The organism is Acinetobacter sp. HY1485, from assembly GCF_027568475.1.
Lineage (GTDB): Bacteria > Pseudomonadota > Gammaproteobacteria > Pseudomonadales > Moraxellaceae > Acinetobacter.
In genome coordinates this window covers 1-25643 of sequence record NZ_JANKZG010000012.1, presented here as the reverse complement: position 1 = coordinate 25643, position 25643 = coordinate 1, and the positions used below count along the sequence as shown (strand labels likewise).

Annotated in this window: 26 protein-coding genes, 1 rRNA gene and 1 pseudogene; 16 read left to right on the top strand and 12 right to left on the bottom strand. The window is 39.5% G+C overall.

The window, feature by feature from the left end; genetic code table 11:
• Positions 1-31: 31 nt before the first annotated feature.
• The 3 genes from PCI70_RS10915 to dxs all read right to left on the bottom strand — a co-directional run bounded on the left by PCI70_RS10915 (position 32) and on the right by dxs (position 5019).
• Positions 32-1837 carry a DEAD/DEAH box helicase gene (locus PCI70_RS10915; protein WP_269915367.1) on the bottom strand — a complete coding sequence of 602 codons (1806 nt, stop codon included), beginning with the start codon at positions 1835-1837 and terminating at the stop codon, positions 32-34.
• 343 nt (positions 1838-2180) lie between these two features.
• A complete protein-coding gene (locus tag PCI70_RS10910; RefSeq protein ID WP_269915366.1) occupies positions 2181-3011 on the bottom strand; it encodes an inositol monophosphatase family protein in 831 nt (276 codons plus the stop codon).
• A 100-nt stretch (positions 3012-3111) separates the two neighbouring features.
• Positions 3112-5019 carry a 1-deoxy-D-xylulose-5-phosphate synthase gene (gene dxs / locus PCI70_RS10905; protein WP_269915365.1) on the bottom strand — a complete coding sequence of 636 codons (1908 nt, stop codon included), beginning with the start codon at positions 5017-5019 and terminating at the stop codon, positions 3112-3114.
• A 231-nt stretch (positions 5020-5250) separates the two neighbouring features.
• Here dxs and ribA point away from each other — a divergent pair, with 231 nt between their 5' ends.
• From ribA to PCI70_RS10890, 3 genes are all read left to right on the top strand, one after another.
• On the top strand, positions 5251-5862 hold the full coding sequence (gene ribA, locus PCI70_RS10900; RefSeq protein WP_269915364.1) for a GTP cyclohydrolase II: 612 nt from the start codon (positions 5251-5253) through the stop codon (positions 5860-5862).
• A gap of 65 nt (positions 5863-5927) precedes the next feature.
• Positions 5928-6854, top strand: coding sequence for an oxygen-dependent coproporphyrinogen oxidase (gene hemF / locus PCI70_RS10895; RefSeq protein ID WP_269915363.1), 927 nt, complete (start codon positions 5928-5930; stop codon positions 6852-6854).
• A gap of 71 nt (positions 6855-6925) precedes the next feature.
• Positions 6926-7135 (top strand): hypothetical protein, encoded by a 210-nt coding sequence (locus PCI70_RS10890; protein ID WP_269915362.1) that lies wholly within the window; start codon positions 6926-6928, stop codon positions 7133-7135.
• A 32-nt stretch (positions 7136-7167) separates the two neighbouring features.
• Here the strand turns inward: PCI70_RS10890 and PCI70_RS10885 are convergent, their stop codons facing one another.
• Positions 7168-8676 (bottom strand): OmpA family protein, encoded by a 1509-nt coding sequence (locus PCI70_RS10885; RefSeq protein ID WP_269915361.1) that lies wholly within the window; start codon positions 8674-8676, stop codon positions 7168-7170.
• Positions 8677-8767: 91 nt separating this feature from the next.
• Here PCI70_RS10885 and aroE point away from each other — a divergent pair, with 91 nt between their 5' ends.
• On the top strand, positions 8768-9556 hold the full coding sequence (aroE, locus tag PCI70_RS10880; RefSeq protein WP_269915360.1) for a shikimate dehydrogenase: 789 nt from the start codon (positions 8768-8770) through the stop codon (positions 9554-9556).
• Here aroE and PCI70_RS10875 read toward each other — a convergent pair.
• Together PCI70_RS10875 and hemW are read right to left on the bottom strand one after the other, a co-directional pair.
• The gene (locus PCI70_RS10875) at positions 9539-10447 is read right to left on the bottom strand and encodes a Dyp-type peroxidase (RefSeq protein ID WP_269915359.1); all 909 of its coding nucleotides are present in this window, start codon (positions 10445-10447) and stop codon (positions 9539-9541) included. The genes aroE and PCI70_RS10875 overlap by 18 nt on opposite strands.
• Positions 10444-11544 (bottom strand): radical SAM family heme chaperone HemW, encoded by a 1101-nt coding sequence (hemW, locus tag PCI70_RS10870; RefSeq protein ID WP_442865213.1) that lies wholly within the window; start codon positions 11542-11544, stop codon positions 10444-10446. Before hemW ends, PCI70_RS10875 begins: the two co-directional genes overlap by 4 nt.
• A 185-nt stretch (positions 11545-11729) precedes the next feature.
• On the opposite strand from hemW, the gene PCI70_RS10865 reads away from it, so the two are divergent.
• Together PCI70_RS10865 and PCI70_RS10860 are read left to right on the top strand one after the other, a co-directional pair.
• A complete protein-coding gene (locus PCI70_RS10865; protein WP_442865212.1) occupies positions 11730-13010 on the top strand; it encodes an MATE family efflux transporter in 1281 nt (426 codons plus the stop codon).
• Positions 13011-13012: 2 nt separating this feature from the next.
• Complete coding sequence (locus PCI70_RS10860) at positions 13013-13903, top strand: lysozyme inhibitor LprI family protein (protein ID WP_269915357.1); 891 nt, start codon at positions 13013-13015, stop codon at positions 13901-13903.
• On the opposite strand, the gene coaBC is transcribed toward PCI70_RS10860, so the two are convergent.
• The gene (gene coaBC / locus PCI70_RS10855) at positions 13892-15097 is read right to left on the bottom strand and encodes a bifunctional phosphopantothenoylcysteine decarboxylase/phosphopantothenate--cysteine ligase CoaBC (protein ID WP_269915356.1); all 1206 of its coding nucleotides are present in this window, start codon (positions 15095-15097) and stop codon (positions 13892-13894) included. The genes PCI70_RS10860 and coaBC overlap by 12 nt on opposite strands.
• Before the next feature lie 63 nt (positions 15098-15160).
• On the opposite strand from coaBC, the gene radC reads away from it, so the two are divergent.
• On the top strand, positions 15161-15844 hold the full coding sequence (gene radC / locus PCI70_RS10850) for a RadC family protein (RefSeq protein WP_269915355.1): 684 nt from the start codon (positions 15161-15163) through the stop codon (positions 15842-15844).
• A 5-nt stretch (positions 15845-15849) separates the two neighbouring features.
• Positions 15850-16761: a bestrophin family protein gene (locus tag PCI70_RS10845; RefSeq protein ID WP_269915354.1), complete on the top strand. Its 912-nt coding sequence runs from the start codon at positions 15850-15852 to the stop codon at positions 16759-16761.
• Here the strand turns inward: PCI70_RS10845 and PCI70_RS10840 are convergent.
• Complete coding sequence (locus PCI70_RS10840; protein ID WP_269915353.1) at positions 16758-17606, bottom strand: PHP domain-containing protein; 849 nt, start codon at positions 17604-17606, stop codon at positions 16758-16760. The genes PCI70_RS10845 and PCI70_RS10840 overlap by 4 nt on opposite strands.
• Positions 17607-17650: 44 nt before the next feature.
• On the opposite strand from PCI70_RS10840, the gene PCI70_RS10835 reads away from it, so the two are divergent.
• The 4 genes and pseudogenes from PCI70_RS10835 (at position 17651) to mnmD (ending at position 20690) form a co-directional block, all read left to right on the top strand.
• Positions 17651-18265, top strand: coding sequence for an inner membrane-spanning protein YciB (locus PCI70_RS10835; protein ID WP_269915352.1), 615 nt, complete (start codon positions 17651-17653; stop codon positions 18263-18265).
• A gap of 4 nt (positions 18266-18269) precedes the next feature.
• Entirely contained in the window at positions 18270-18557 is a 288-nt protein-coding gene (locus PCI70_RS10830; protein ID WP_269915351.1) for a YciI family protein, read from the top strand.
• Positions 18558-18672: 115 nt separating this feature from the next.
• A pseudogene (locus PCI70_RS10825) lies at positions 18673-18933 on the top strand (hypothetical protein); the annotation flags it as partial.
• Positions 18934-18935: 2 nt separating this feature from the next.
• Positions 18936-20690 (top strand): tRNA (5-methylaminomethyl-2-thiouridine)(34)-methyltransferase MnmD, encoded by a 1755-nt coding sequence (gene mnmD / locus PCI70_RS10820; protein WP_269915349.1) that lies wholly within the window; start codon positions 18936-18938, stop codon positions 20688-20690.
• A gap of 9 nt (positions 20691-20699) precedes the next feature.
• Here mnmD and PCI70_RS10815 read toward each other — a convergent pair whose 3' ends face one another.
• Positions 20700-21005 carry a rhodanese-like domain-containing protein gene (locus PCI70_RS10815; protein ID WP_269915348.1) on the bottom strand — a complete coding sequence of 102 codons (306 nt, stop codon included), beginning with the start codon at positions 21003-21005 and terminating at the stop codon, positions 20700-20702.
• Positions 21006-21096: 91 nt separating this feature from the next.
• Between PCI70_RS10815 and PCI70_RS10810 the strand changes: the two genes are divergently transcribed.
• Positions 21097-21585 carry a YajQ family cyclic di-GMP-binding protein gene (locus tag PCI70_RS10810; protein WP_269915347.1) on the top strand — a complete coding sequence of 163 codons (489 nt, stop codon included), beginning with the start codon at positions 21097-21099 and terminating at the stop codon, positions 21583-21585.
• A gap of 16 nt (positions 21586-21601) precedes the next feature.
• Here PCI70_RS10810 and PCI70_RS10805 read toward each other — a convergent pair whose 3' ends face one another.
• Together PCI70_RS10805 and trxC are read right to left on the bottom strand one after the other, a co-directional pair.
• Complete coding sequence (locus PCI70_RS10805) at positions 21602-21988, bottom strand: acyl-CoA thioesterase (protein ID WP_269915346.1); 387 nt, start codon at positions 21986-21988, stop codon at positions 21602-21604.
• 1 nt (position 21989) lies between these two features.
• Entirely contained in the window at positions 21990-22415 is a 426-nt protein-coding gene (trxC, locus tag PCI70_RS10800) for a thioredoxin TrxC (RefSeq protein WP_269915345.1), read from the bottom strand.
• A gap of 107 nt (positions 22416-22522) precedes the next feature.
• Between trxC and PCI70_RS10795 the strand changes: the two genes are divergently transcribed.
• From PCI70_RS10795 to PCI70_RS10785, 3 genes are all read left to right on the top strand, one after another.
• The gene (locus PCI70_RS10795; RefSeq protein ID WP_269915344.1) at positions 22523-22858 is read left to right on the top strand and encodes a TIGR01244 family sulfur transferase; all 336 of its coding nucleotides are present in this window, start codon (positions 22523-22525) and stop codon (positions 22856-22858) included.
• Between the two features lie 102 nt (positions 22859-22960).
• On the top strand, positions 22961-24319 hold the full coding sequence (locus tag PCI70_RS10790; protein ID WP_269915343.1) for a dihydrolipoyl dehydrogenase: 1359 nt from the start codon (positions 22961-22963) through the stop codon (positions 24317-24319).
• 72 nt (positions 24320-24391) lie between these two features.
• The gene (locus PCI70_RS10785; protein ID WP_269915342.1) at positions 24392-25432 is read left to right on the top strand and encodes a 5'-methylthioadenosine/S-adenosylhomocysteine nucleosidase; all 1041 of its coding nucleotides are present in this window, start codon (positions 24392-24394) and stop codon (positions 25430-25432) included.
• A gap of 92 nt (positions 25433-25524) precedes the next feature.
• On the opposite strand, the gene rrf is transcribed toward PCI70_RS10785, so the two are convergent.
• Positions 25525-25639: ribosomal RNA gene (rrf, locus tag PCI70_RS10780) — 5S ribosomal RNA — on the bottom strand.
• Positions 25640-25643 lie beyond the last annotated feature (4 nt).

The window sequence follows — 25643 nt, the reverse complement described above, 5'->3', positions numbered from 1 at the left end:
AAAGCCAGTGATTAATCACTGGCTTTTTTGATTAGTCGTTAAATTTACGACGCATCGGACGGTCACCACCTTCACGGCGTGGACGATCACTATTGAATTCACGACGTGGACGGTCGTTGTTGAACTCACGACGTTGTGGACGATCACCACCTTCACGACGTGGTTTGTAATCTACACGATTGCCACGGTTGTCATCACCATTTGATTCAAAACGCGGTTTATCGTTAAAATCACGGCGCGGACGATCGTTATTAAAGTCACGACGCGGGCGATCATTGTTAAACTCGCGACGTGGACGATCTTCGCTAAATTCACGACGTGGACGATCATTATTAAACTCGCGACGTGGACGGTCTTCACCTTCACGACGTGGGCGATCATTATTGAACTCGCGACGTGGGCGGTCATTATTGAACTCGCGACGTGGACGGTCTTCACCTTCACGACGTGGACGATCATTATTGAATTCGCGACGTGGGCGATCTTCACCTTCACGGCGTGGACGATCGCTATTAAATTCGCGACGTGGACGATCACCACCTTCACGACGTTTAAAGCTGCTCTCGCCTTCAAAACGACGTCCGCCATCACGACGACCACCGCCACTGCGACCACGACCACCGTCACGACGACCGCCACCACCATCACGACGACCTGTGCGTGCAGGCGGTGGAGATGGCTCTAAACCTTCAATTTCAGAAACTTCTAAACGAGCTTCTAAATAATCTTCTAATGCACGGATTTTGCCACGCTCGCGGTAAGTTGCAAGTGTAACTGCTTGACCTGTACGACCCGCACGACCTGTACGACCTACACGGTGTACATAGTCCTCGTTTTTCATTGGTAAACCAAAGTTGATTACGTGCGAAATTGTCGGAACGTCTAAACCACGCGCCGCAACATCTGTTGCAACTAAGATTTTTGCACGACCTTCACGGATGCTGCGTAAACGACGGTTACGTACAGACTGTGGCATTGCACCATGAAGCGCAACAACAGAATGACCACCTTCTGCTAACTCTTCAGCTAACATATCTGTGTCTTCTTGTGTGCTTGCAAATACAACTGCTTGGTCTACACTTTCAGTACTTAACCAATGGATAAGCAATTTTTTCTTATGCTCAAAACCATCAGTCCAATGTAATGTTTGTGTAATATCAGTATTTGTAGAATGACCTGTCTCAATCGCAATACGCTCAGGTTCATTCATCATGCGTTCAGCTAAGCTAATAATACGACCTGCAAAAGTTGCAGAGAACATTAATGTTTGCTTACGGTTTGCTGCTAAATCGCTAATTGCTTCTAGGTCTTCAGAGAAACCTAAATCAAGCATACGGTCAGCTTCATCTACAATTAATGCATCAACTTGATCAAGTTTAATTTGACGACGGTTAACAAGGTCTAATAAACGACCAGGTGTTGCAACAACAACTTGTGCACCTTTTAATTGTTGGATTTGCTTACCGAAAGGCATACCACCCATCACTGCAGCAATACGTACACCTTTCATGTGACGTACAAAACCAATTGCGTCTTGGCTTACTTGCTGTGCAAGTTCACGTGTTGGGCAAAGTACTAAAATTTTTGGTTGTGTTACTGCACGCATACGGTCTTTAAAAGGAACAAATGTATCTTGTTCTGCAAGTGCGTGTAGTGTTGGTAATAAGAATGCAGCAGTTTTACCAGAACCAGTTTGGCTAGATACTAAAAGATCTTTACCGTCTAAAGCTGCAGGAATTGATTGTTCTTGAACGGGAGTAGGCGTAGTAAAACCTAGGCTTTGCAGTCCTTGTTGTAAAGATTCATGCAAAGGAAAATCGGCAAAAGTTTTGCTCATAGAGAGTTTCACCCTAATGGGGTGCTCCATTTAATAATATAACAAATGAACATCGGCAAAAAGCGGCACAGCAACACAAGGCTGAAAATATGAGTTCAGCGGCGATCCGAATACGACGATGTGGACTATATACGCACGCTTGATTACGCTTTAACCTGAAGGATCGCTTTTAGCGATTGGGGCGCGGGAATATGTCCTCTTTGGACCGCACGCGCATACACAATAATAAGAAGAGAAATGTTCAGGTAATGAACAGAAATGAAGTGCGTTCTGCAAGTATAGCAGAATAAATTTGAATGTCATCTATTTTTAAAAAAAAGAGGAGCAATTGCTCCTCTTATTCTTATTTAGCAGCGTCTGCCCATGCAGGTACAACCGCTTTCATCAAAGGTTTCAGCATTTTCATAGAAGATGCAATCACCTGACCGTTTTCAGCTGAATCTGTACCACCACGTGCATCAACTACTGTACCGCCTGCTTCTCTCACAATCAGCTCACCTGCAGCAATATCCCAAGGTTTCAAGCCAAGCTCAAAGAAACCATCAAAACGACCCGATGCCACATACGCTAAATCAAGCGCAGCAGAACCTGTACGGCGGAATTGTGCACCTGCTTCAGTTACAGCAAGCAATGCATCAAAATGTTGTTTTGCGTAAGAAATGATTTCGCCATTACGTTTTGCACGGTAAGCATGACCAACAGACAAGAACGTATTGTTTAAGCTATCGCGTGTGTTCACACGGATACGGCGTTGGTTCATCATTGCACCACGACCACGGCTTGCAGAGAATAACTCATCACGCACAGGATCATAAATTACGCCATGTTGCGTAATACCTTTATGCTGTACAGCAATCGAAATACAAAAGTGTGGAACACCGTTGATGAAGTTTAATGTACCGTCTAGAGGATCAATCACCCAGCACCAATCTGCATCGTGACCATTACCTTCTTGGTAACCAAACTCTTCACCTAAGAAACTGTGATTTTTATAACTTTTACGGAGGGTTTCAATCGCCAACTGTTCTAAATAGCGATCAACACGAGTGACAGGACCATCGATCCCTTTCTCTTCAACTTGTAGATCTAAATTATGACGATTTTTATGCGCTTTTAAAAGCTCTTGACCAACTAACTGAGCCGCACGCGCAGCCATCACCACCATAGGTTCCATTAAACACCCACTACAAATATTGAAAAGATTTTGACAAAGAATAATGCATAAAAGCGCAGGTATTTTAGCAAATATCTACGCTTTTATGTAAAAAATTTATTTAAAGCTGTTGTTGCCATGCCTGAGTAATTGATTTTGCTAAACCTTCTGTATCTAAGCCACAGTCATGTAACATTTGTTGATGTGTTGCTTGTGATAAAAAGGTATCAGGTAAGCCTAAGTTTAATATTGGTTTTACAATTTTTAGCTGTGCAAGTGCTTCATTTACGGCACTGCCTGCACCCGCCATCACCGCATGTTCTTCTACCGTTACAAAAAGATTAGTATTAGGGGCAATCTGCTGTAACATTTGTGTATCAAGCGGTTTAATAAAACGCATATTGATAATACGCACGCCTACATTCAGCTGTTGTGCCAATGTGTGTGCCATATCTAGGCATGCTTGTACACGGCTACCAAAAGCAAGCACACTAATGTTTTTTTCTTGATCGGTATTAATTTCGAGTAATATTTCAGCTTTACCAATATCTAAAGTCTTGAGTGTTGATTCAACTTCTACACCAACACCTACACCACGCGGGTAGCGTACCGCAGCAGGTCCATTATATTGATATGCTGTATGGAGCATTTGACGGCATTCGTTTTCATCTTTTGGTGCCATTAAAACCAAATTTGGAATAGTACGCATAAAGGCATAATCATATGCACCTGCATGCGTAGCACCATCCTCGCCTACCAAACCTGCACGGTCAATACCAAACGTCACATCTAAATTTTGGATTGCAACATCATGCACCAATTGGTCATAACCACGTTGTAAAAATGTGGAATAAATAGCAACCACAGGTTTTAAACCTTCACATGCCATACCTGCAGCAAGGGTAACTGCATGTTGCTCGGCAATTGCCACATCAAAAAAACGGTTTGGATATTCTTTAGCAAAACGTACCATTCCCGAGCCTTCGCACATGGCAGGCGTAATGGCAAGTAAGCGATTGTCTTGTGCCGCTTCATCACATAACCATTGCCCAAACACATCTGAATATTTAGGCGGTGTTTTTTTCTTTACTGTGGTTTGCGTTTGAGCAGAAATTTGTTTAGCAATGGCATGAAAACCTATCGGGTCTGCCTCAGCAGGGGCAAAACCTTTGCCTTTTTTGGTATAAACATGAATTAAGCGTGGACCTTTACGTTTTTTAAGCTCATCAAATACATTTACAAGCTGTTGAACATCATGCCCATCAAATGGTCCGTAGTATTCAAAACCAATAGCTTTAAATAAGTTATCTGGGTCTGTGGTTGCACCTTGATGCAAACGTGAGGTATAAGCCCATTCAGGATGAGGCTCGATGATGACCTCACCATTTTTAATATTAACGTACTGCTTTTGTTCCCAAATTGCGGCTAAATGTTTGGCAAAACCACCCGTACTACACGATATCGACATATCATTATCGTTTAATACCACCATCACATCGGCTTGGTGTGCCACCGCATCATTCATTGCTTCAAATGCCATACCTGCGGTCATTGCACCATCACCCACAATGGCAACCACATCACACGGTTTATTTTGATAGCGACGTGCCAATGCCATACCCACGCCCGCTGAGATTGCCGTTGAAGAGTGTCCAACACCAAACGTATCAAATTCTGATTCTTCTCGTGCAGGAAATGCCGCTAAACCATCTTTTGTACGAATTGTGGTGATTTGCTCACGGCGTCCTGTCAAAATTTTATGTGGATAGGCTTGATGTCCGACATCCCAAATTAGGCGGTCTTTTGGGGTATTAAAGCAATAATGAAGTGCTGTGGTTAATTCAACCACACCCAAATTTGCCCCAAAGTGTCCACCACTTTGCCCTGCTGCATATAAAATATATTGACGTAACTCGTCTGCCACTTGCTCTAATTGAGTTTTATCAAGCTGACGCAATTGTTGCGGATGATTAATCGTGTCTAACAATGGTGTAACAGGACGCTCGGTCGGTATTTTTGTATACAACATATGGGGTAAAGCCTTCTAGAGGGCATATCCTAAACTGAGTAAGTGGATATATTTGTGTATGGCACAAATAAGAGGGGAATTATCCTGAAAAACAATAGGGTTGATCAACCATTATCTTCTGCTTTATACAAAAATAAAATGTTTGATGTAAATTTTGTATGTTTAATCTCCTAACAGATCAACATTTCGTTATAATTTTCTGATCTTTCAAATACAAAAATGAGCTAGATTGTGTCGATTGCTTTTGTTGCAACTTCAAAACTCCCCACTGCTTTTGGTGAATTTAAAATCAGTGTGTTTCAAGACCCACAAACAGGCGAAGAACACGTTGCATTGCATAAAGGGTTAGATACCCCACCCAATGTGCCTGTTTTGGTACGTATTCATTCAGAGTGCTTAACAGGTGATGCGTTTGCTTCTTTAAAGTGCGATTGTGGACCTCAATTACAAGCCACGCAACGCCTCATTAACGAAGCAGGACAAGGCGTTATTTTATATTTACGTCAAGAAGGACGTGGCATTGGACTAACCAATAAAATTCGTGCTTATGCTTTACAAGATCAGGGACATGATACGGTAGATGCGAACTTGCTTCTTAATTTACCTGCCGATGCCCGTACCTATGATATGTGCCAAATCATCTTAGATCACTTAAATATTAAACAAGTGAAACTGATTACCAATAATCCTTTAAAAATAAAAGCACTGACTGATTTAGGCATTGATGTGGTAGATCGTGTTGCACTCACGGTCGGTTTAAATCCATTTAATGCAAATTACTTAAAAACCAAAGTAGAGCGTATGGCACATCTTTATCAACAAGATGATTTTTCCAAGAAATAATCCCTTACTTTTTTTATGGTTTTGTGGTTTTATTAACGAAGTTCTAATTTATGTATGAGGTCATCGTGCAACATCCTACTTCAACCGATATTCAACGGGTTCGTACATTCTTACTTGACCTACAAGAACGCATTTGTACTGCACTTGAACAACAAGAAACCTTAGGGGGCGGTACAGCTAAATTTATTATTGATGATTGGGAACGTGCCGAAGGTGGCGGTGGACGCTCGCGCGTATTACAAGATGGCGAAGTCATTGAAAAAGGTGGTGTGATGTTCTCTCACATTAATATCCGTCAATTACCTGCTTCTGCTACAGCTCGCCATCCCGAAATTGCAGGTGCAAAAGCCCAAGCCTTGGGTGTATCTCTTGTCATTCATCCTAAAAATCCAAATGTACCGACATCACATGCCAATATTCGTCTGTTTGTAGCAGAACGTGAAGGCAAAGACCCAATTTGGTGGTTTGGCGGTGGCTTTGATTTAACGCCATTTTATCCAAACGATGATGACATTAAACAATGGCATCAAAATGCTTACGATTTATGCCAACCATTTGGCGATACAGTTTACGATGAGCATAAAAAATGGTGTGATGATTACTTTTACTTAAAACACCGTGACGAACAACGTGGCGTAGGTGGTTTATTTTTTGATGATTTAAACTGTTGGGATTTTGAAAAATGCTTTGCCTATATGCAAGCAGTGGGTAATGGTTACTTAAATAGTATTTTGCCTATTTTTGAAAAGAACCAAGCAAAACCCTACACGCAAGAACAACGTGAATTCCAATTGTACCGCCGTGGGCGTTATGTAGAATTTAATCTTGTGTATGACCGTGGCACTATTTTTGGTCTACAAACAGGCGGACGCATAGAATCTATTTTAGTAAGTTTACCTAATCTTGTAAGTTGGTCTTATCGCCCCGAATGGAGTGATGAAGAACAACGCCTAACAGACTATTATTTGAAGCCACGTAATTGGTTAGAATAAGTTACATTCTCATAACGCGGTTGTCACATTATTCGGTTACACTATAACGGCTAAACCACGAGATACACATCATGCTAGACAAAATTATTGCACACAAATTCGTTCTTCTTATGGCAATGCTCTGCATGATGTTATGTAGTTCAATCGGAATTACACTCGCCTATCAGAATACACTGACAGACAGTATTTCAATCACGACAAGTATTTTTTTAGGTTTAACCTTATGTATCACTGTGGCACTGTTTATTTTGGATCAAGTCCGTTTGATTTGTAATCCATAAAAAAATGACGAGCAGATCGCTCGTCATTTTGTTTAGTGAGCGGCTTGCTCTGCTGTTGATGTTTGAGCATGTTGCTCATCTACCACAGATGTTTTGCCACTTTGGGTATTAATAACCTTAAATTCAATACGGCGATTACGGAATTTACCTTGATCTGTTGCGTTATCTGCAATTGGATTTTCTTGACCATATCCTACAGCTTTGAGTTTTTGACGCTCTACGCCTTTAGATACTAAGTAATCCACCACAGATTGCGCACGGCGTTGTGATAGATTTTTATTCAATTCAGGATTACCTGTAGAATCGGTATATCCTTCTACATCTAACTGTACATTTGGCACTTTCTTAATCAGTTCGGCTGCTTCGTCAAGTACATCTTTATTGACTTGCGGAATTGTTTTTGAACTACTTGCAAAATTAATAATTTGAATATTTAAGGCACGCGCAATATCTTCAGGACGTGCCGACTCATTTAAACTTGCTAATGCTTGTTTACTGTCATCCACACTTTGCCCAACCGATTTTTCTACATCTAGAGGTGCGGCAGTGGTGACTTGTAAATCAGGTGCAAGTGCTTTTGCTTTTTCTACTAACGCAGCAAGTGCTGTTTGGTCTGGTGCATTTAATACAATTTGATTGCCTTTCCATTCTAAACTTGCATTGGGTACTGCTTTTACAGCATTAAAAATATCTTGTAATTTATCTTGTGCAGGTAATGTAGTTGCATATGCTTGATCAACCATAATCTGACATTTTTCTTGCATACCAAATACTTGTGAAAATGCCGTACGGAACTGACTTGCTAAACTTTCATTACCTAAAGATGCATGACATGCTTGTACCTGTTGCCCCGTACCTGAAGTTAATGCAATTTGTGCAGGTGTTGTTGCAACCATTGTTGCTTGTGGTTGCTCAGTTGGTTGCGGATTCGATGCCACTGTATTTGTTGCCATATCATCTTTATGCTGACATGACTTCATAAAAAACATGACTAAAAACGCTAAAATTAAAAACGCAATCAATGCAGCCAACCAACGCCAAATGCCTCCTGCTTTACGCTCTTCTGTATAAACATGCTGTGAAGTATGATTTGCCGTTAAAATACTACTGAGCCCCAATGCACTTAAAATACCTGATGCCCAAGCAGGAAATGCATTTGCAATAACAGGCAGATGCTGATGTAAATATGCCGCCACTTTATCTTGACCTGCATAATCTTCTAAGGCTTGTGCAGATAATGGAATAGCCGTATTAAATAAAGCTTTTACGGTCGGCTCTGGCAAACTATGATGCTTAATAAAACCCGATACCAATGAATCAATCGCTGCGGTATCATTTACAAAAGCACGATTTAAAGCATCTTGTTGTAAATGAGCAACTTCTGACACTCGTTCTGGAAAATGATGGAACGTTGCCAGTAATATTGGATAAAACTGTGCAAGCAATGATGCTTTTTTATCGACATCAATGTCGAGTTGTTGACTATTCACCACCTGAGGTGTGACCTGCTCGTTGAGTAGATCTAAGGGGTTCATTGACATTTTTATTCTCCTTTATAGTGCTTACTTTTTATGCTTTTAATTTAACATCGAATTTACATAAACTGTGTAACAGTATGCTAAGGAAATATTTATGACAAAAAAATTTGCAGTGATTGGCAACCCTATCGAACATTCAAAGTCACCACAGCTTCACCATGCCTTTGCCAAACATGCCAATATTGATCTTATTTACCAAAAACGTTTAGCACCTTTAGATGGTTTTACGCACAGTATTCAAGAGTTTTTTGAACAAGATGGCTGTGGGCTTAATGTGACGGTGCCTTTTAAAGAACAAGCATATGCCCAATGCGATGAGCTTAGCGAACGTGCCAAAATTGCAAAAGCCGTAAATACACTTTGGAAAAAAGATGGAAAACTTTACGGTGATAATACCGATGGACAAGGATTGGTTAATGCCTTACAAGCGTTAGATTGGACGCTTCAACACAGTAAAATTCTAATTATTGGTGCGGGCGGTGCAACCAGAGGTGTAATGTATCCACTTGCACAGGCAGGTGTAGCACACATCACCATTGCCAACCGTACCATCGAAAAGGCAAATACCCTGATTCACGAGTTACAACCTGCTCTCAGCCATACGACGCTTAGCACTATGCCACTAAATGCATTATCAGGAAACTTTGATATTATTATTAATGCAACCTCGGCAAGTTTGTCGGGCGATGCATTAGATTTACCTGATGACTTACAGTTTAAATATGCCTATGAAATGGCTTATGGCAAGCCATCTCATTTCTTACAGCAAGCCCAACAACGTAATCTCCCTAATAGCGATGGTTACGGCATGCTTGTCGGGCAAGCCATTGAATCATTTTATATTTGGAATGGCATCAAGCTAAACTTACAAGATTTCCTTTAATAGCTCTTCTGATGGTGCAAAATAATACGCACCATCTACAGGCGTTACAAAGTGCAATAAGCGGTCATGGATACCATCTCCGCTTGTACCAAACATACGCTCTAACATTAAATCAATACGTTTAAGCTCTTTGGTATATGCCACAAAATATAAGCCTTGCTCGCCGTGCCCATCGCCATACGGTAAGCTATGACGTAAAATTTCAAGCTCTTCGCCTTCGTCATCTTCTACCACTGTACGGGCAATATGTGCGTTATCTGGTTTTACCTCATCATCTAATTCAATAGATTCAAGTTTAGTACGACCAATCACATTTTCTTGTGCATCTACTTTTAAACGTTGCCATTTTTGTAAGTCATGCACATAACGTTGTGCAAACACAAAAGTACCATCTTTAAATGCTTCATCTTCAAGTAACGTGGTTTCCGCACGGTCTTCTTTAAATTGTGGATTTTCTGTACCATCAATAAAGCCTGTTAAATCACGCCCATCTAAATAGCGGAAACACACACGTTCTTCTAAAACGTCTAGGTCATCACGCACGTTATTAAAAAATGCTTGGCTTAACGCAAAACAAATATCGGTACGTTGGCTGGCAATATGAATAAACACATCTGCTTCTTGCACAGGCATTTCAAATTTGCCCTGCTGAGGTTCAAGCTGATAAAAATTTTGTGGTGCTTGATCGTATAGCTGCGTCCAAAGCTGTGGACCAAATGCTATAGCAGTTTTAATTTGTGCCTCAGGATGTTGCGTAATTAAACGATCTCTTTCAGAAAAAAGTTTGCTTAACTGTTTTTTTAAACCTTCAATTGAAAGTTTCCCCAAGCGAATAGCAATAAAACGAGCATGGTCTGATGGCAACGGTAAAATAACGGATTGTGCTGTCATAAAAATTCTTCAAGTAACGAGTTTAAAAATAAGTGACCTTGTGGCGTACATGCTAAACGATGAGGTTGCATCAGTTTTTGTTGTTGTAGTTTCTCAACTTGTTTAGAAATGGTCTTAAAATCTAAACCTGTACGCTGTGTATATAACTCAAATGCCACGCCATCATTTAAACGTAATGCATTCATCATAAATTCAAAGGGCAAATCTTGATTTTGGATTTTTTGTAAATTCACTGTCGATGCAGGCACTTGTGCTAAGTAGTCTTTAGGCAAACGTGTTTTTTGAAAACGATAAATCCCATCTCCTTGAGTGAACTTACCATGTGCGCCTGCACCAATGGCTAAATAATCTCCAAACTGCCAATAATTTAAATTATGCGCTGAAGGCTGTTCTTTACGCCATGCCGACACTTCATAATTAATAAAACCTTTTGATTTTAAATAGGCTTCACCCTGTTCTTGAATGGCAAGTAAAGTATCTTCGTGCGGTAACACAGGTTGAGTACGGAAAAAAACTGTATTAGGCTCAATGGTCAGTTGATACCACGAAATATGTGTTGCACCCTGCTCAACTGCAAGTTGTAAATCTAATAATGCCTGTTCTAAGGTTTGCTCAGGTAAGCCATGCATAAGGTCAACATTAACACGTTGAAACCCTGCTTTTTTAGATTGCTCAATGGCATTTTTTGCATTATCACCACTATGGATACGCCCTAAACGCTGTAAATGTACTTCATCAAAACTTTGCACTCCGATGGATAAACGATTAATGCCTGCTTTTAGATAATCTTCAAATGGCTGATGTTCAAGTGTTCCTGGGTTTGCTTCTAACGTAATTTCACAATGTTTTTGGAATGGAATAATCGCTTGCAGTTGGTCAAATAACCACGCATAACCTTGTGCTGAAATTAAAGACGGCGTTCCACCCCCAATAAAAATACTATGAATTGCACGTCCTTGTGCCCATTGGGTTTGTGTTTTGAAGTCTTCTACCAATGCCGTTAAGTATTCTTGTTCAAGCGATTGCGATAACGCACCCTCTGGCACAGCATGTGAATTAAAATCGCAATACGGACATTTTTTCACACACCACGGCATATGAATATATAACGATAACGGGATATCTGACACAATCAACACACGTCTACCAACAAACCAAAACAGCAATTTTATCACGCTTCAAAAACAGCTCTGCATGTTTTTTTACGGTATCATGCGTGTTTTAACGGGAGTGAATTGTGCGAACATCATCCAAAAAAGAATTTAAGCATTTGCTAACCTTAATGCTCCCTATTTTAATTACACAGTTTGCACAAGCAGGTCTTGGTTTAATTGACACCATTATGGCAGGGCATTTCTCTGCGGTTGACCTTGCGGCGATTGCCGTAGGAGTGGGTATTTGGATTCCTGTTTTACTCCTTTTTACAGGTATTATTTTAGCCACAACGCCACTGGTTGCCGAAGCAGTGGGTGCTCGTTCGCCCGAGCGTATTCCACATTTAGTACGTCAATCACTTTGGGTATCAGCAGGCTTAGGTGTATTAGCACTGCTTATTTTACAAGTACTCCCCTTGTTATTGCCATTATTTAAAGTCCCTTTAGATTTACAGCCCAAAGCAAGTTTGTTTTTACATGCGATTGGCTTTGGTATGCCTGCTGCCTGTATGTATACTTCGTTACGTTGCTACTCAGAAGCATTAGGACACCCTCGCCCAATTACCGTTATTAGTCTTGTCTCATTGCTTGTACTGATTCCATTAGATTTAATTTTTATGTATGGTTTTGGACCAATTCCACAACTAGGTAGCGCAGGCTGTGGGTTTGCTACGGCGATTTTGCAATGGCTCATGTTGCTGTGTTTAGCGCTATATATTCACAAAGCCAAAGCCTACCAAACAATTTTTGATACCTTAGGTGCACTTGATATTACTGTCATCAAAAAAATTCTGATGCTCGGCTTACCCATTGGTATGGCAGTTTTTTTTGAAGTCAGTATTTTCTCAGCTGCTTCTATTATTTTAAGTCCATTGGGCGAAACAGTGATTGCTGCACATCAAATTGCGCTATCTGTTACATCTCAGTTATTCATGATTCCAATGTCACTTGCAATTGCACTGACCATTCGTGTAGGCACATATTACGGCGAAAAAAATTGGTATGCCGTTAAAAAAGTACAGAAAGTGGGCTTAATCACCGCAACGCTTTCTGCCATTTTTACTATGAGCTTTATTGCCTTACTCCATGATCAAATTATTCAGCTATATACACAAAATCAAGATGTTGCGAACATTGCACTTTATCTCTTACAATTTTGTATTGCATATCAGCTTATGGATGCGTGGCAAGTCAGTGCAGCAGGTTGTTTACGTGGTATGCAAGACACTCAAGCACCCATGTGGATTACCATGATTGCGTACTGGATGATCGCACTCCCTTTAAGTGTGTACTGGATACGCTATGCAAATTTAGGACCTCAATATATTTGGATTGGACTGATTATTGGCTTAAGCGTTGCCTGTGTACTGCTCATGTATCGCTTATATCGCTTAAATAAACAGCATTGATTATGAAAAAAACGTTACTGAGTTTAATGACCCTTTTGGCTTTAGTGGGCTGCAAAAAAGAAATGCCTGTTGAATGTAATTCAGCTGAAACGAAAGCCTTAGCGCAACAAACGCTTATAGATCAACTGACGAATATGGCAATTAGTCAGCAAAAAAAAATTATTAGCGAGGAAAATTTAACTGTTGATACAGCAAAAATTCGCCAAACACTTAAACAGTTTAAAATAGAAATTAACGATGTAAGAACTGATAAAAAAGAACAGAATAAACAATATTGCGTTGCCAATGTTCAAATTGAAGTACCACAACAAGTAATTGATGATGCCAATACCAATGCAGATTTATACCAAGAGCCAAATGTTGCTACAAATGCAGACCTCAAATATATTGAGTTAAAACAACATACCTTTGTTAAAGACATCAATTACAACTTACAACCGACTGATGATGGCAAAAAACTGTATATCAATTTAGATGCCAATGATTTACTTGAGCTATCTGCAAATACGCTTATGGATGCACTCGCTTTGCCGTTACGTAAAAATGCCGTACAAGCAGCACAAGAGCAAGAGACAATAGGTGAGGAAGAACCTGAGCCAACGGCAGAAGAAGTACATATCGAACGTATGCAAGACGCTCAAAAAAATATTGAAAAAGCCAATACAGGTTTAAACTTAGTTTGGAACAGCACCACAAGCACAGTCCGTGATGCTTTGCTTGATGAGCAACGCGCATGGCTCAAAAAACGTAAATTAGAATGTCAACTTCAAGCCAATGATGCAGAAGATTCTGAAAAAGACATAACAGAACTCAACTGCCAAGCTGAAATGACCAAAACCCGTACAAACGCCCTAAAAGATCAAATTGAAGAATTAGAAGCCTCAACCCCTTAGAGCATCAGCTATTGCACTCACAAGTTGTTGTGCAATCTGTGTTTTAGGTGCTTTTTCTAAAATACGTTTAGACAGTTGATAATGCTGTGCAAAAAATACCGTCATGGCATTATCATCTGCACCAAAACCAATATCCCCACGCGACACATCATTACAGGCAATCATATCTAATTTTTTATTCACCAATTTACCATTGGCATAATCTTCAATATTTTGTGTTTCAGCTGCAAACCCCACCATAAAAGGACGTTTAGATTGTTTGGCCATCGTCGCCACAATATCAGGATTTTTTACAAAATTAAGATTTAACGTATCGCCTGTTTTTTTAATTTTTTGAGAAGCAACTTTTTCAACTTTATAATCGGCAACTGCAGCAGTGGCAATAAATACATCGCTATTAACATGTTTTAAACTCTGCTCAAGCATATCATCTGCAGACACCACATCAACACGTTCTACACCCTTTGGCGTTGCTAAACTGACAGGACCTGCAATCAGCGTTACACGTGCGCCCGCCTTTACACAAGCTTCTGCCAAGGCAAAACCCATTTTTCCACTGCTATGATTAGAAATATAACGAACAGGATCAATTGCCTCACGGGTTGGTCCCGCAGTAATCACCACATGCTGACCTTGCAATAATTGCGGTTGTTTAAAATACGCATCAACTTGTTTAGCAAGATATTCAGGTTCAGGCATACGTCCCAATCCAACATCACCACATGCTTGCTCACCTGCATCAGGCATTACCACTGTTACAGCATCTTGTCTTAAAATATCTAAGTTACGCTGCGTGGCATGTGCGCTCCACATTTGTTGATTCATTGCAGGTACCACCCATACAGGCGCAGCCGTTGCTAGGTACAATGTACTTAACAAATCATCTGCTAAGCCATGTGCAAATTTTGCAATTACATCGCAACTTGCAGGCGCAACAAGTAATAGCTCTGCCCACTTTGCAAGCTCAATATGTCCCATCCCTGCTTCGGCTTCTGAGTCTAAAAGTGCTGTATGCACAGGATGCCCTGAAAGTGCTTGAAACGTTAAAGGTGTCACAAATGCTTGTGCCCCTTTGGTCATTACCACACGGACATCAAAACCATAATCTTTTAAACGACGAACCAAAATGGCACTTTTATATGCTGCAATACCACCTGTTACTGCCACTAAAATGTTTTTTACACCCGTACGCACAAATGGGCTATCCTTTGTTTTTTAATATTTTTTTACAATAGCACTAAATTAAGATTTACGACAATGACCATTTCTATTAAATCTTGGCCCGTACAAGAGCGACCAAGAGAACGTCTTCTTCAGCAAGGCGCTCAAAGCTTATCTGATGCCGAATTACTTGCGATATTTTTACGTTCAGGTTCAAAACAACAATCGGCAGTAGACTTATCTCGCCAACTTATTCAACATTTTGGTAGCTTAAAAGATGTTTTAGATAGCTCATTACCCGACCTAACGCACTTTAATGGCATTGGTGATACCAAATATGTGCAACTCATGGCAGCCAAAGAATTAGGACGGCGATATATTGGTGAAGACTACATATATCAAAAACAAACGTTTGATAATACACAAAAAGTATTAGATTTTTTACGTTACGAACTACAATCACAAAAACAAGAAGTGTTTGCTGTGCTGTGCCTAGATGCAGATTTTGCATTTTTAGGCTTTGATATATTATTTTTTGGCACAACAAATTATTGTACCGTTTCCATTAATCATTTAATGCGTCATGTTATTCAAAAACATGCTACACATATTGTAGTTGCACACAATCATCCTTTTGCTCAAGCACAACCCTCACAAGCAGATATTGAACTCACTAATAACATTCAGCGAGCCTCTTCTTTGCTTGAAATCAAACTCGTTGATCATTGCATTATTGCGCCAACAGGTTCATTCTCTTTTGCAACGCAACAACTGCTTTAAGTCACATGATTATCCGCGATAAAAGTAAAACCTTAAATATACTTTTTGCATGGAAAGGTACAATTTTGCCCCGTGTTTTACCCGCAATATGTGTATTGATGGCGATCTCAGCATTAATTTGTATCTTGGCTTATCATGGTTTTGTTCATCCACCACAAGTCCCTGCAATTGGATTTACCATTTTTGGGGTTATTTTATCTATCTTTTTAGCCTTTCGAAATAATGCCAGTTATGACCGTTGGTGGGAAGGTCGTAAACTTTGGGGTGCACTCATTGCAAATGCTCGGCATTTAGACCGCGACTCTCGAATGTTAAGCCATTCACGGCGTGAGAAAATTTTGCATCATCTCATGGTATTTGCCAATGTCCTGAGAGATCGTTTACGTCATCAAACTGCTAATCCAGAACAATTTTTGGATACGTTACAGCTTGATGCCAATACGATACAGCACCTCAACAACCATTTAAATGCACCACAATATACGTTGGGTCTAATGCAGTGGGAACTATTACAGGCATACCAAAATAAAGAAGTTACCGATATTATTTACCAACAACTCAACCAACATATTATTGCTATTGGTAATGTACAAGCAGGCTGTGATCGTATTGCGAGCACACCCGTTCCTTTTGCTTACTCTGTGCTGTTAAACCGTGCAGTCTATGGATTTTGCTTTGTTCTTCCATTTAGCTTAGGCGCAGTTTTAGGGTTGTGGACACCTATTTTGGTTGGGCTGTTGGCATATATGCTGTTAGGTTGGGATAAGCTCAGTGCAGAAATTGAAGAACCGTTTGGGACACAAAATAACGATTTGCCCTTAGATTCTATTGTACGGCTTATTGAACGTGAAATTTTAAGCTCATTAGGTAAACCTTTGCCACCCGCAATTCAGCCTAAACATCATAATTTACTTTAAAATTTTTCCCAAATACCCGTCTGATTTTCTTTAATTTTAGGAATATTCCCAAGTCTAAGCCATGGCATATGTGCTCCATGAAAATCACTGCCTACAGACACACTTAGCTGATGCTCATCAATGAGTCGGTCAACCATTTGGCGTGTACTAGATGGGTCAATAGCAGGGGGTAGTTCAACTGCATCCCCACCATGCTCTGCAAATAGACCAATCAAATAGCGGATATTGGTTGCAGATAAATCATAACGTGTTGGATGTGCAAGTACTGCAAAGCCTTTTGCATCATGGATAGCTTGTATTGTTTCGGCTAAACCTAGCCCCTCAAATTTAACAAATGCAGGCTTTCCTTCTTTTAAAAAACGATCAAATGCTTGTTGCAAACGACTCACTGCACGGCGCTCTACCAATGCCTTAGCAATATGACTACGGGTAATACGATCAGTGTGCCCATCTACCTGTTGTAAAATTTCAGGTAGAAAATCATGCTTTAAAATTTTTTCTAATTTTTGGCAAATGTCGACAGCACGAGTGGCACGAATTTGTTTTTGCTGTTGTAACACCTGCTCTAGAACTTCAGGCTGTTGCATATTAAGCCCAACAATATGTACCCCATAAGTTCTTTTTGTAGCAGGGCGTGACCATTGACTTGAAATTTCAGTGCCTGAAATTAAACGAATTTCATATTTTTGTGCTTCAATTTCAGCTCGTTTTAAGCCATCCATTGAATCATGATCAGTTAATGCTAAAGTATGAACACCTGCTTTAGCAGCATGTTGTACTAAAACTTCGGGCAATAATTCTCCATCAGAAATATTGCTGTGTGTATGTAAATCTATACCTTGCATATTCTATACTATACCATCCGCGCAACAGGACTTTACACTCTAACATGAAAGCACTTTTGGACTTTGTACCTTTAATTATCTTTTTTTACCTTTATAAAACAGTCGATCCAAAAGATACGCACCATCCGTTATTACAACTTATTCATTCTACAGGTGGCGTAGACAATAATAATATTTTAGTGGCAACCGTCGGTCTTATGATTGCCATGTTAGTGGTGTATGGTGTTTTATTTGTTAGCCAAAAATTCCGCCTAGACAAACAACAATGGTTAATTTTATTTATGACCATTATTTTTGGGGGTATCACCCTTGCGTTAAGTGATGATTTTTACATCAAACTTAAAGCAGCTCTTTTAAATTTAGCATTTGCAGGCGCATTTGCACTCTCACCATTTTTTACCAAAGACCGTGCACCCCTCATTAAACGTATGTTTGGTCCTGTATTAGAACTTAGCCAAGCAGGTTGGAAAAAACTTAACTATGCTTGGGCAGGCATGTTTGTGCTTATGTCATTTTTGCATGTATTTTTTGCATTTTTATTTATGCATGGTAAATACTGGGGCGAATTCAGCGCATTTGGCGACATGATTGTCATGTTTTCATTTATTGCAATTCAATTCATTCTCTTACGTAAACATTTTAAATCACCTGAAGAATAATATTATGGCTTTATTTATTGTGACGTGCATAGACAAGGAAGGCACATTAGAACAACGCATGACAGCACGTCCTGCCCATTTGGCACGTTTAGAACAGCTGCATCAAAAAGGACAACTTATTTTGGCAGGTCCAATGCCAAAAGACGTAGGCTTTTGGGGCAGTACACTTGTGGTAGATTTTGAAACACGCGAAGCATTAGATGTATGGTTACAAGAAGAACCATACCTACATGCAGGCGTATACGACCATATTGATGTGAAACCGTTCATCCAAGTTTTTCCAAAGGTCTAACCTTATGCGCTTTGCCATTGTTACACTGCTTGGGCTTTTAAGTCTTAACTGCATGGCTGCTCCTCCTGCTTTAATTGAGCCTGCACTACAACAACAAACTATTGTCAAAAAAGCAGATGAAGATGCAAAAACAAAGGCTTTAATTAAAGATCAAGCCAACCGTATGCAGCAGCTTGAAAAAGCTAATTTGGATGCACTTGCTCAAAATCAAGCTTTACAACTTAAAAATGACAATCTCAATGTTCAAGTACAAGTTTTACAAAGTGAACGAAGTGCTCAAATGTTTATGTATGGCGCAGCAACGCTTGGCGTTGGCGTCTTACTTGGTTGTTTAATTGCAAGTTATATTCATGCAAAACGTCGTCGTCAGTGGTAACCATGATTCAAACTGCAACATTACAATGGCAACAAATTGATGGCATCGACATTCCTGTATCCACACAGTTTGGCGATGTCTATTTTTCTAAAGATAATGGCTTACTCGAAACACGCCATGTTTTTTTAAATGGTAATGACCTGACAGAACGCTTAAGCAAGCTTGATGATTACGATTATTTCTGTGTTGGTGAAACAGGCTTTGGCACAGGGCTAAATATCCTAGCGTTATGGCAACTATGGCAACAAGTTCGCCCCAATAATCACAGCCATTTACATGCTATCAGTGTAGAAAAATTTCCACTTACTCGTGCAGATTTAATTCGAGCCCTGTCTGTTTGGACAGAACTGAAACCGCTTGCAGATCAAATCATTGAGCAGTATCCATCACCCATTGCAGGTTGTCATCGCTTAAATTTTCCTAAAGAACGTTTTAGCTTAGATTTATGGCTTGGCGATGCACACGATGTATTTCCTGTTATTCCCAAAATATTCAACGTCAATGCTTGGTTTTTAGATGGCTTTGCACCGTCTTGTAATCCTGAGCTTTGGGAAGAAAATGTACTCAACCATATTGTAAGACTTTCTGCTCCATCAACGACATTTGCGTCTTTTAGTGTGGCAGGCGTGCTTAAACGTGGTCTAAAAGCACACGGCATTCATATCACTCGCCCGCGTGGATTTGGACATAAAAGAGAAATGCTCAAAGCCATTTGGCAACCCGAAAATATATATCAGCCAACATCACAAAAACACATTGCGGTGATTGGCGCAGGGATTGCAGGCTTAAACATTGCATGGGCATTTGCACAGCGCGGGCATCAAGTCAGTATTTTTGAAAAAGATCAACCGCTTGCGGGTGGTTCAGGCAATCCGCTTGCACTACTTAACCCCAAATTATGCCCAATTGAGCAAGCACCCGAACATTTAATGACATTAAGTTGGCAATATGCACTTAATCACTACACACAATTTAAAGCATTCCGTGCCATACAAGTAGAACAAATTGGCGAACTACAACAACTTATTGCTGATTATCCACAACTTGAACAAGTCACAACAAGCGCTTTAGAAACACATCATCCTCGGGCTCAACTTAAACATGCAGGTGCAATTTCACCACATCAACTTAAAGATGAAATTTTAGAACATCCTCTTATTCAGCTGTATCAACAAAATATTAACGATCTATCTGCACTTGACCACTTTGATCATATTATCGTCTGTACAGCGCTTGCTAATCCTACATTGATTGATGATCATCCAATCCTTAAACCCATTCGAGGACAAGTAAGCTGGTGTACTTCAAATCAATTACCGCTCAATCAAGCATTTAGTTATGGTGGTTATTGTATGCAATTAGATGATGAGCAACTGATTTTAGGTGCTTCTTTTCATCCTAATCGTGCAGATACAGAGGTTACTGTAGAAGATCATGAGCACAATTTAGCACTGCTTGAAAAAGTTTATCCAAATTATAAATTACCTACTATCAACACATGGCAAGGGCGTGCTTCGGTACGTGCACAAAGCTTAGATTACTTTCCAACTGTCGGTAAGATAAACAATAAAGTATATAGTTTTGCGGGATTGGGGTCTAAAGGCTTTTTATTTGCACCTTTATGTAGTGAAATTTTAGTGGCAGATATTCTAAAACAGGCTTGCCCTGCACCACAGAAACTCATCGAAAAACTTTCACCATTGCGGTTCAAGAAAAAAATAAAACCAAAAAAACCGTACTATAAAAAAGCGCCTTAAGGCGCTTTTTTATTCTAATGGCAAACCTGCGTCTTTTACTGCACGCGTTCCACCCATTAAAATCACATATTCACGGCTAGCATCAAATCCTTCTAGTTTTTCTGCTGCGCGGGGGGCTTTACTACCGCCACCACATAAAAGATAAATCGGTTGATCCGTTGCAACCTTAGCCAATACTGCTTCATTCAGTTCTGTAATAGGTAGGTTGACTGCACCCTTTACATGCCCTTCTAAAAAAGCAGAATTATCACGAACATCCCAAATAACTGCGTCCTGTGGGAAATCAAATGTTGTAATTTCTTGTTTACGGATCATTGTGTACTCCTTTTATATAAACAACACTTGGCAAATGAAGAAAACCCTCTTAGCATCTCAGATATTCCATTTATTTGCAAAGGATATAAACATGCCATCATTTGATATTGTGTCAGAACTTGAAAACTTTGAGGTTGCACACGCTGTACAAAACACTCAAAAAGAGATTGCAACTCGCTTTGACTTCCGTGGGCAAGATGTCACGATTGAGCTGAATGAAAAAGCCAAAGAAATTAAAATTTCAACAGAAAATGATTTCCAATGTGAGCAAGTCTATAACATGCTTGAAAATCATTTTTTCAAACGTAAAATTGATATTCAGGCATTAGACCCACAAAAAGCAACCGCTTCAGGAAAAAACTTTGTACAAGTGATTAAGCTTAAAGATGGCTTAGACTCAGATACAGCAAAGAAAATTAACAAGGCGATTAAAGAAAGTGGCATCAAAGCACAATCTTCAATTCAAGGTGATAAAATTCGCGTAACCGATAAAAAACGCGATACGCTACAACAAATTATGGCGTTTTTACGCGAAGAAAAATTTGGTGTGCCTTTACAGTTTAATAACTTTAAAGATTAACAAAAAAAATCCCGATTTATTCGGGATTTTTTACACTTTGTGCAATTACTCGTTTTTTCCCTTCAGAGTCTACAGCTACAAAGGTAAATATGCCTTGTGTTACTTGCTTTGCAGGGCGGGAGCTATCGTGGCTATCCCAAACTTCAATCTGAATTTGAATAGAGGTATTGCCTACCTTTAAAATTTTGGTATAACAACTAATCACATCGCCAATTTTTACAGGTACCAAAAAAGACATTTGATTAATCGCAATCGTGGCACATCGTCCTTGTGTAAAACGTTCTGCATGAATTGCCCCTGCCAAATCCATTTGAGAAACAATCCATCCACCAAAAATATCACCGCTCCAATTGGTGTCTGCAGGCATTGCAATGGTTTGCAAAGATAAAGTACCTTCTGGCATATTATTCTCCTAAATGTTGCGCTAACCACTCTTTAAGCTGTGGCGCACGTAGCGCTCCACTTACTCGTGCTACTTCTGTGGTTTTATTCATTAAAACCAATGTTGGAATACTGCGCACATTAAATGCTTGGCTTAAACGTGGGTTATCTTCCGTATTAATTTTAGCAAAAACAACATGCGGATATTGCTTCGCCACTTCTGCAAAATGTGGTGCCATCATTTTACAAGGACCACACCAAGGTGCCCAAAGATCAACAAAAATAGGTAAATCACTATTTTGAATAAACGTACTAAAATTAGCTTCATTAAGCTCAATTGGCTCAAGTGGCACTAAATTTTTATGACACTGCCCGCAACTTGGTTGTGCCGTTAATTTATCTTCAGGCACTCTGTTTTTGGCATTACATGCGCCACACACTAAAATCATATTTATCACCTAAAATGAATATATTGGCATAACAACTAATGAAAGCAAATCCATACCCATGTAATATGAAAGACACTTTTTAAAAAATGCGCTTAATGGAGTTTAATATGAGCGAAAATGTTGGTTTTGCAGGACAAATTAGCCCTGAACACATGAGCCAAGTGGTAGAAAAAGGGTTTAAATCTATTATTAATAACCGTCCAGACCAAGAAGGCGGTGCAGAACAACCTACAAGTGCTCAAATTGAAGATGCTGCACGTCAAGCAGGTTTAGACTATGTTCATCAGCCTGTGATAGGTGGACAAATTACAGAACTAGATGTTCGTGAATTTGCAAATCATTACAACGAACTACCAAAACCTATCTTAATGTTTTGCCGTACAGGTAACCGTTCAAGTAACCTTTACCAATTGGCTGTTCAAATGGATTTGCTAGATGACTAGTAAACGATGTGCTTTCTATACGTAGAGAGCACATTTTTACAACACTTTAAAAAAAGTACTACACTATATTAAATGTAAGTCAAACAACATCAAATAAAAACCATGACATACGATCTTATTATTATTGGTGCTGGTTCAGCAGGCTTTAGCGCTTATAAAGAAGCCATTCAGCACACGGATAATTTACTTATTATTAATGATGGCCCATGGGACACTATGTGTGCACGTGTGGGTTGCATGCCAAGTAAAGTTTTAATTTCTAGTGCAAACCAACTTCACGATGCCCAAACATTAGAAAAAGTAGGAATTAAAGCAAATGTACAAGTAGACACTTCACAAGTGATGAACCGTGTCCGTACATTACGTGATTCTTTCACTGCTGCTACAAAAAAACAGGCAGACTCGTGGAAAGCAGAACATAAAATTAATGGTAAAGCCCAATTTATAGATGCCCATACAGTACAAGTGAATGGAAAAACTTATCGCTCAAAATCCTTCGTGATTGCTGTAGGCTCAACACCTAAAATTAATCAAGAATGGCAAAATGAGCTTAAAGACTGCTTTTTGACCTCTGATACTGTATTTGAACTCCCGCACTTACCTAAGTCTATGGCAGTGGTCGGTAGCGGTGTCATTGCATTAGAACTTGCCCAAGCAATGCAACGCTTAGGCGTAAACGTTACTATTTTTGCCCGTAGCAAGCAATTAGGCTCACTTACAGATCCAAATTTACAGGAACTTGCACAAAAAGAAATTAGCAAAGAACTTCATATTTTATTTGAAACCCTTCCACAACAAGTGAAGCGCACAAAAGCAGGCGTAGAAATTACCTATGGTTCAAATACAATAACTGTTGATTACTTATTAAATGCAACAGGGCGAATGTCATACCTGACTACCTTAGGGTTAGAAAATATTAGTACAGATTATCAAGACATAAAAAAACTTCCACTTCATCCTCAAACTAAGCAGCTAGATAAATTTCCTATTTTTATAGTAGGAGATGCCTATCCTACTTTACCTGTTCAACATGAAGCATCACAAGAAGGGAAACTTGCTGTACAAAATTGTTTTGAGAAAATTCAATCTATTACCTCTCTTACGCCTCTTACCATCACTTTTAGCTCTCCTGAGATGGCAACTTGTGGAAAAAACTATCAACAACTTAAAAATGAGAAAATTAAATTTATTACAGGTACAGCTTCTTATGAGGACCAAGGACGTGCAAAAGTATTAGGTAAAAATAAAGGAGCACTTAAAATATATGCAAACCCATCAAATGGGATAATTTTAGGAGCAGAAATATTTGTTGAACATGCTGAGCATTTAGCACATTTATTGGCTTGGAGTATGACAAACCATGCCACAGTTGATACTTTACTAGAACAACCTTACTATCATCCAACTTTACAAGAAAGTATTCGTACTGCACTAAGAGATTTAAAACAGCAAATCCAATAAAAAAATATTTTAAAGATGTGAGAGTTTTACTTTATTATTTAGCGTTAATCTTTCAGTAAATGAAGACTTACCATGCGCTTACTAAAACTCTCACTTTTTCTTGGTGCTGTTGCAACAGCAATCACTGGCTGTACAACAATTTCTCAACCAAAACATATTGTTCAAGCTAACCCTCAATATCTCACAGATAGTACACCTCGCTTAGGTTTAATTGCTGCATTTGGTCAAGAAGCAGATCTTCTTATGCATTCAATGCAAGATAAAAAAGAATATACTATTCAAGGTCGTAAATTTATTACAGGTAAATTGGAAAATACACCAATTGTTATTACATTAAGCGGTATTAGTATGACCAATGCTGCAATGACAACGCAAATGATGGCGGACCACTTTAAAGTTGAAGGTATTGTATTTAGTGGTATTGCAGGAAGTATTAATCCAAACTTACATGTAGGCGATGTCGTTATTGCAAAAAGTTGGATTGCGCCAAATGAAGTTTATTATGCCAATACTACTGCTACACCCGCTGCATGTGGTTCAGCAGGAGATATCTCTTGTTTAGGTCTTAAATTAGATCCTAGTATTCCTGCTTATGGTACACAGTTCTTCCGTCAAACCAATGTCATTAACTCTACAAATTATCAAAATGTGGCATTAACCACGAAAATTGGTAATAAAGATGAACCTGTTGCATATGGAGAAATGAAAACTGATTTTCCTGTAGATACAAAAATGTGGAACAGCGCGATTCAAGTTCAAGCGAATACTCAAGCAAATTTAGAATCTATTTGCCAAGATAGTCAAAATTGTTACAAACCCAAAATTGTGATGGGACAACGTGGGATTTCAGGTGGCGCATTTCTTGCAAATGTAGACTACAGAAACTACCTGCACCAATCCTTACAAGGTGATTGTGTAGATATGGAAACAGCAAGTGTCGCTCAAGTTGCTTATTCTAATCATATTCCTTTTATTGCTTTTAGAAGTCTTTCAGATTTAGCTGGCGCAGACCATGATCCAAATGTTGGCGCATTTTTTGGTTCAGGTGTTGCCCAACGCAATGCAGCTAAACTTACAATGGCATTTATACAAGAATGGAATAAAAGTAAATAACTTATAGGCCTCCTAAACTGGAGGCTTTTTATTATACGCAAGTAAATTACAGTCATAAAAAAAGCCCCTCATTGAGGGGCTTTAGAATAATGAGCTGGCGATGACTTACTCTCACATGGGTAACCCCACACTACCATCAGCGCAAAGAGGTTTCACTTCTGAGTTCGGGAAGGGATCAGGTGGTTCACTCTTGCTATGGTCGCCAGCACAA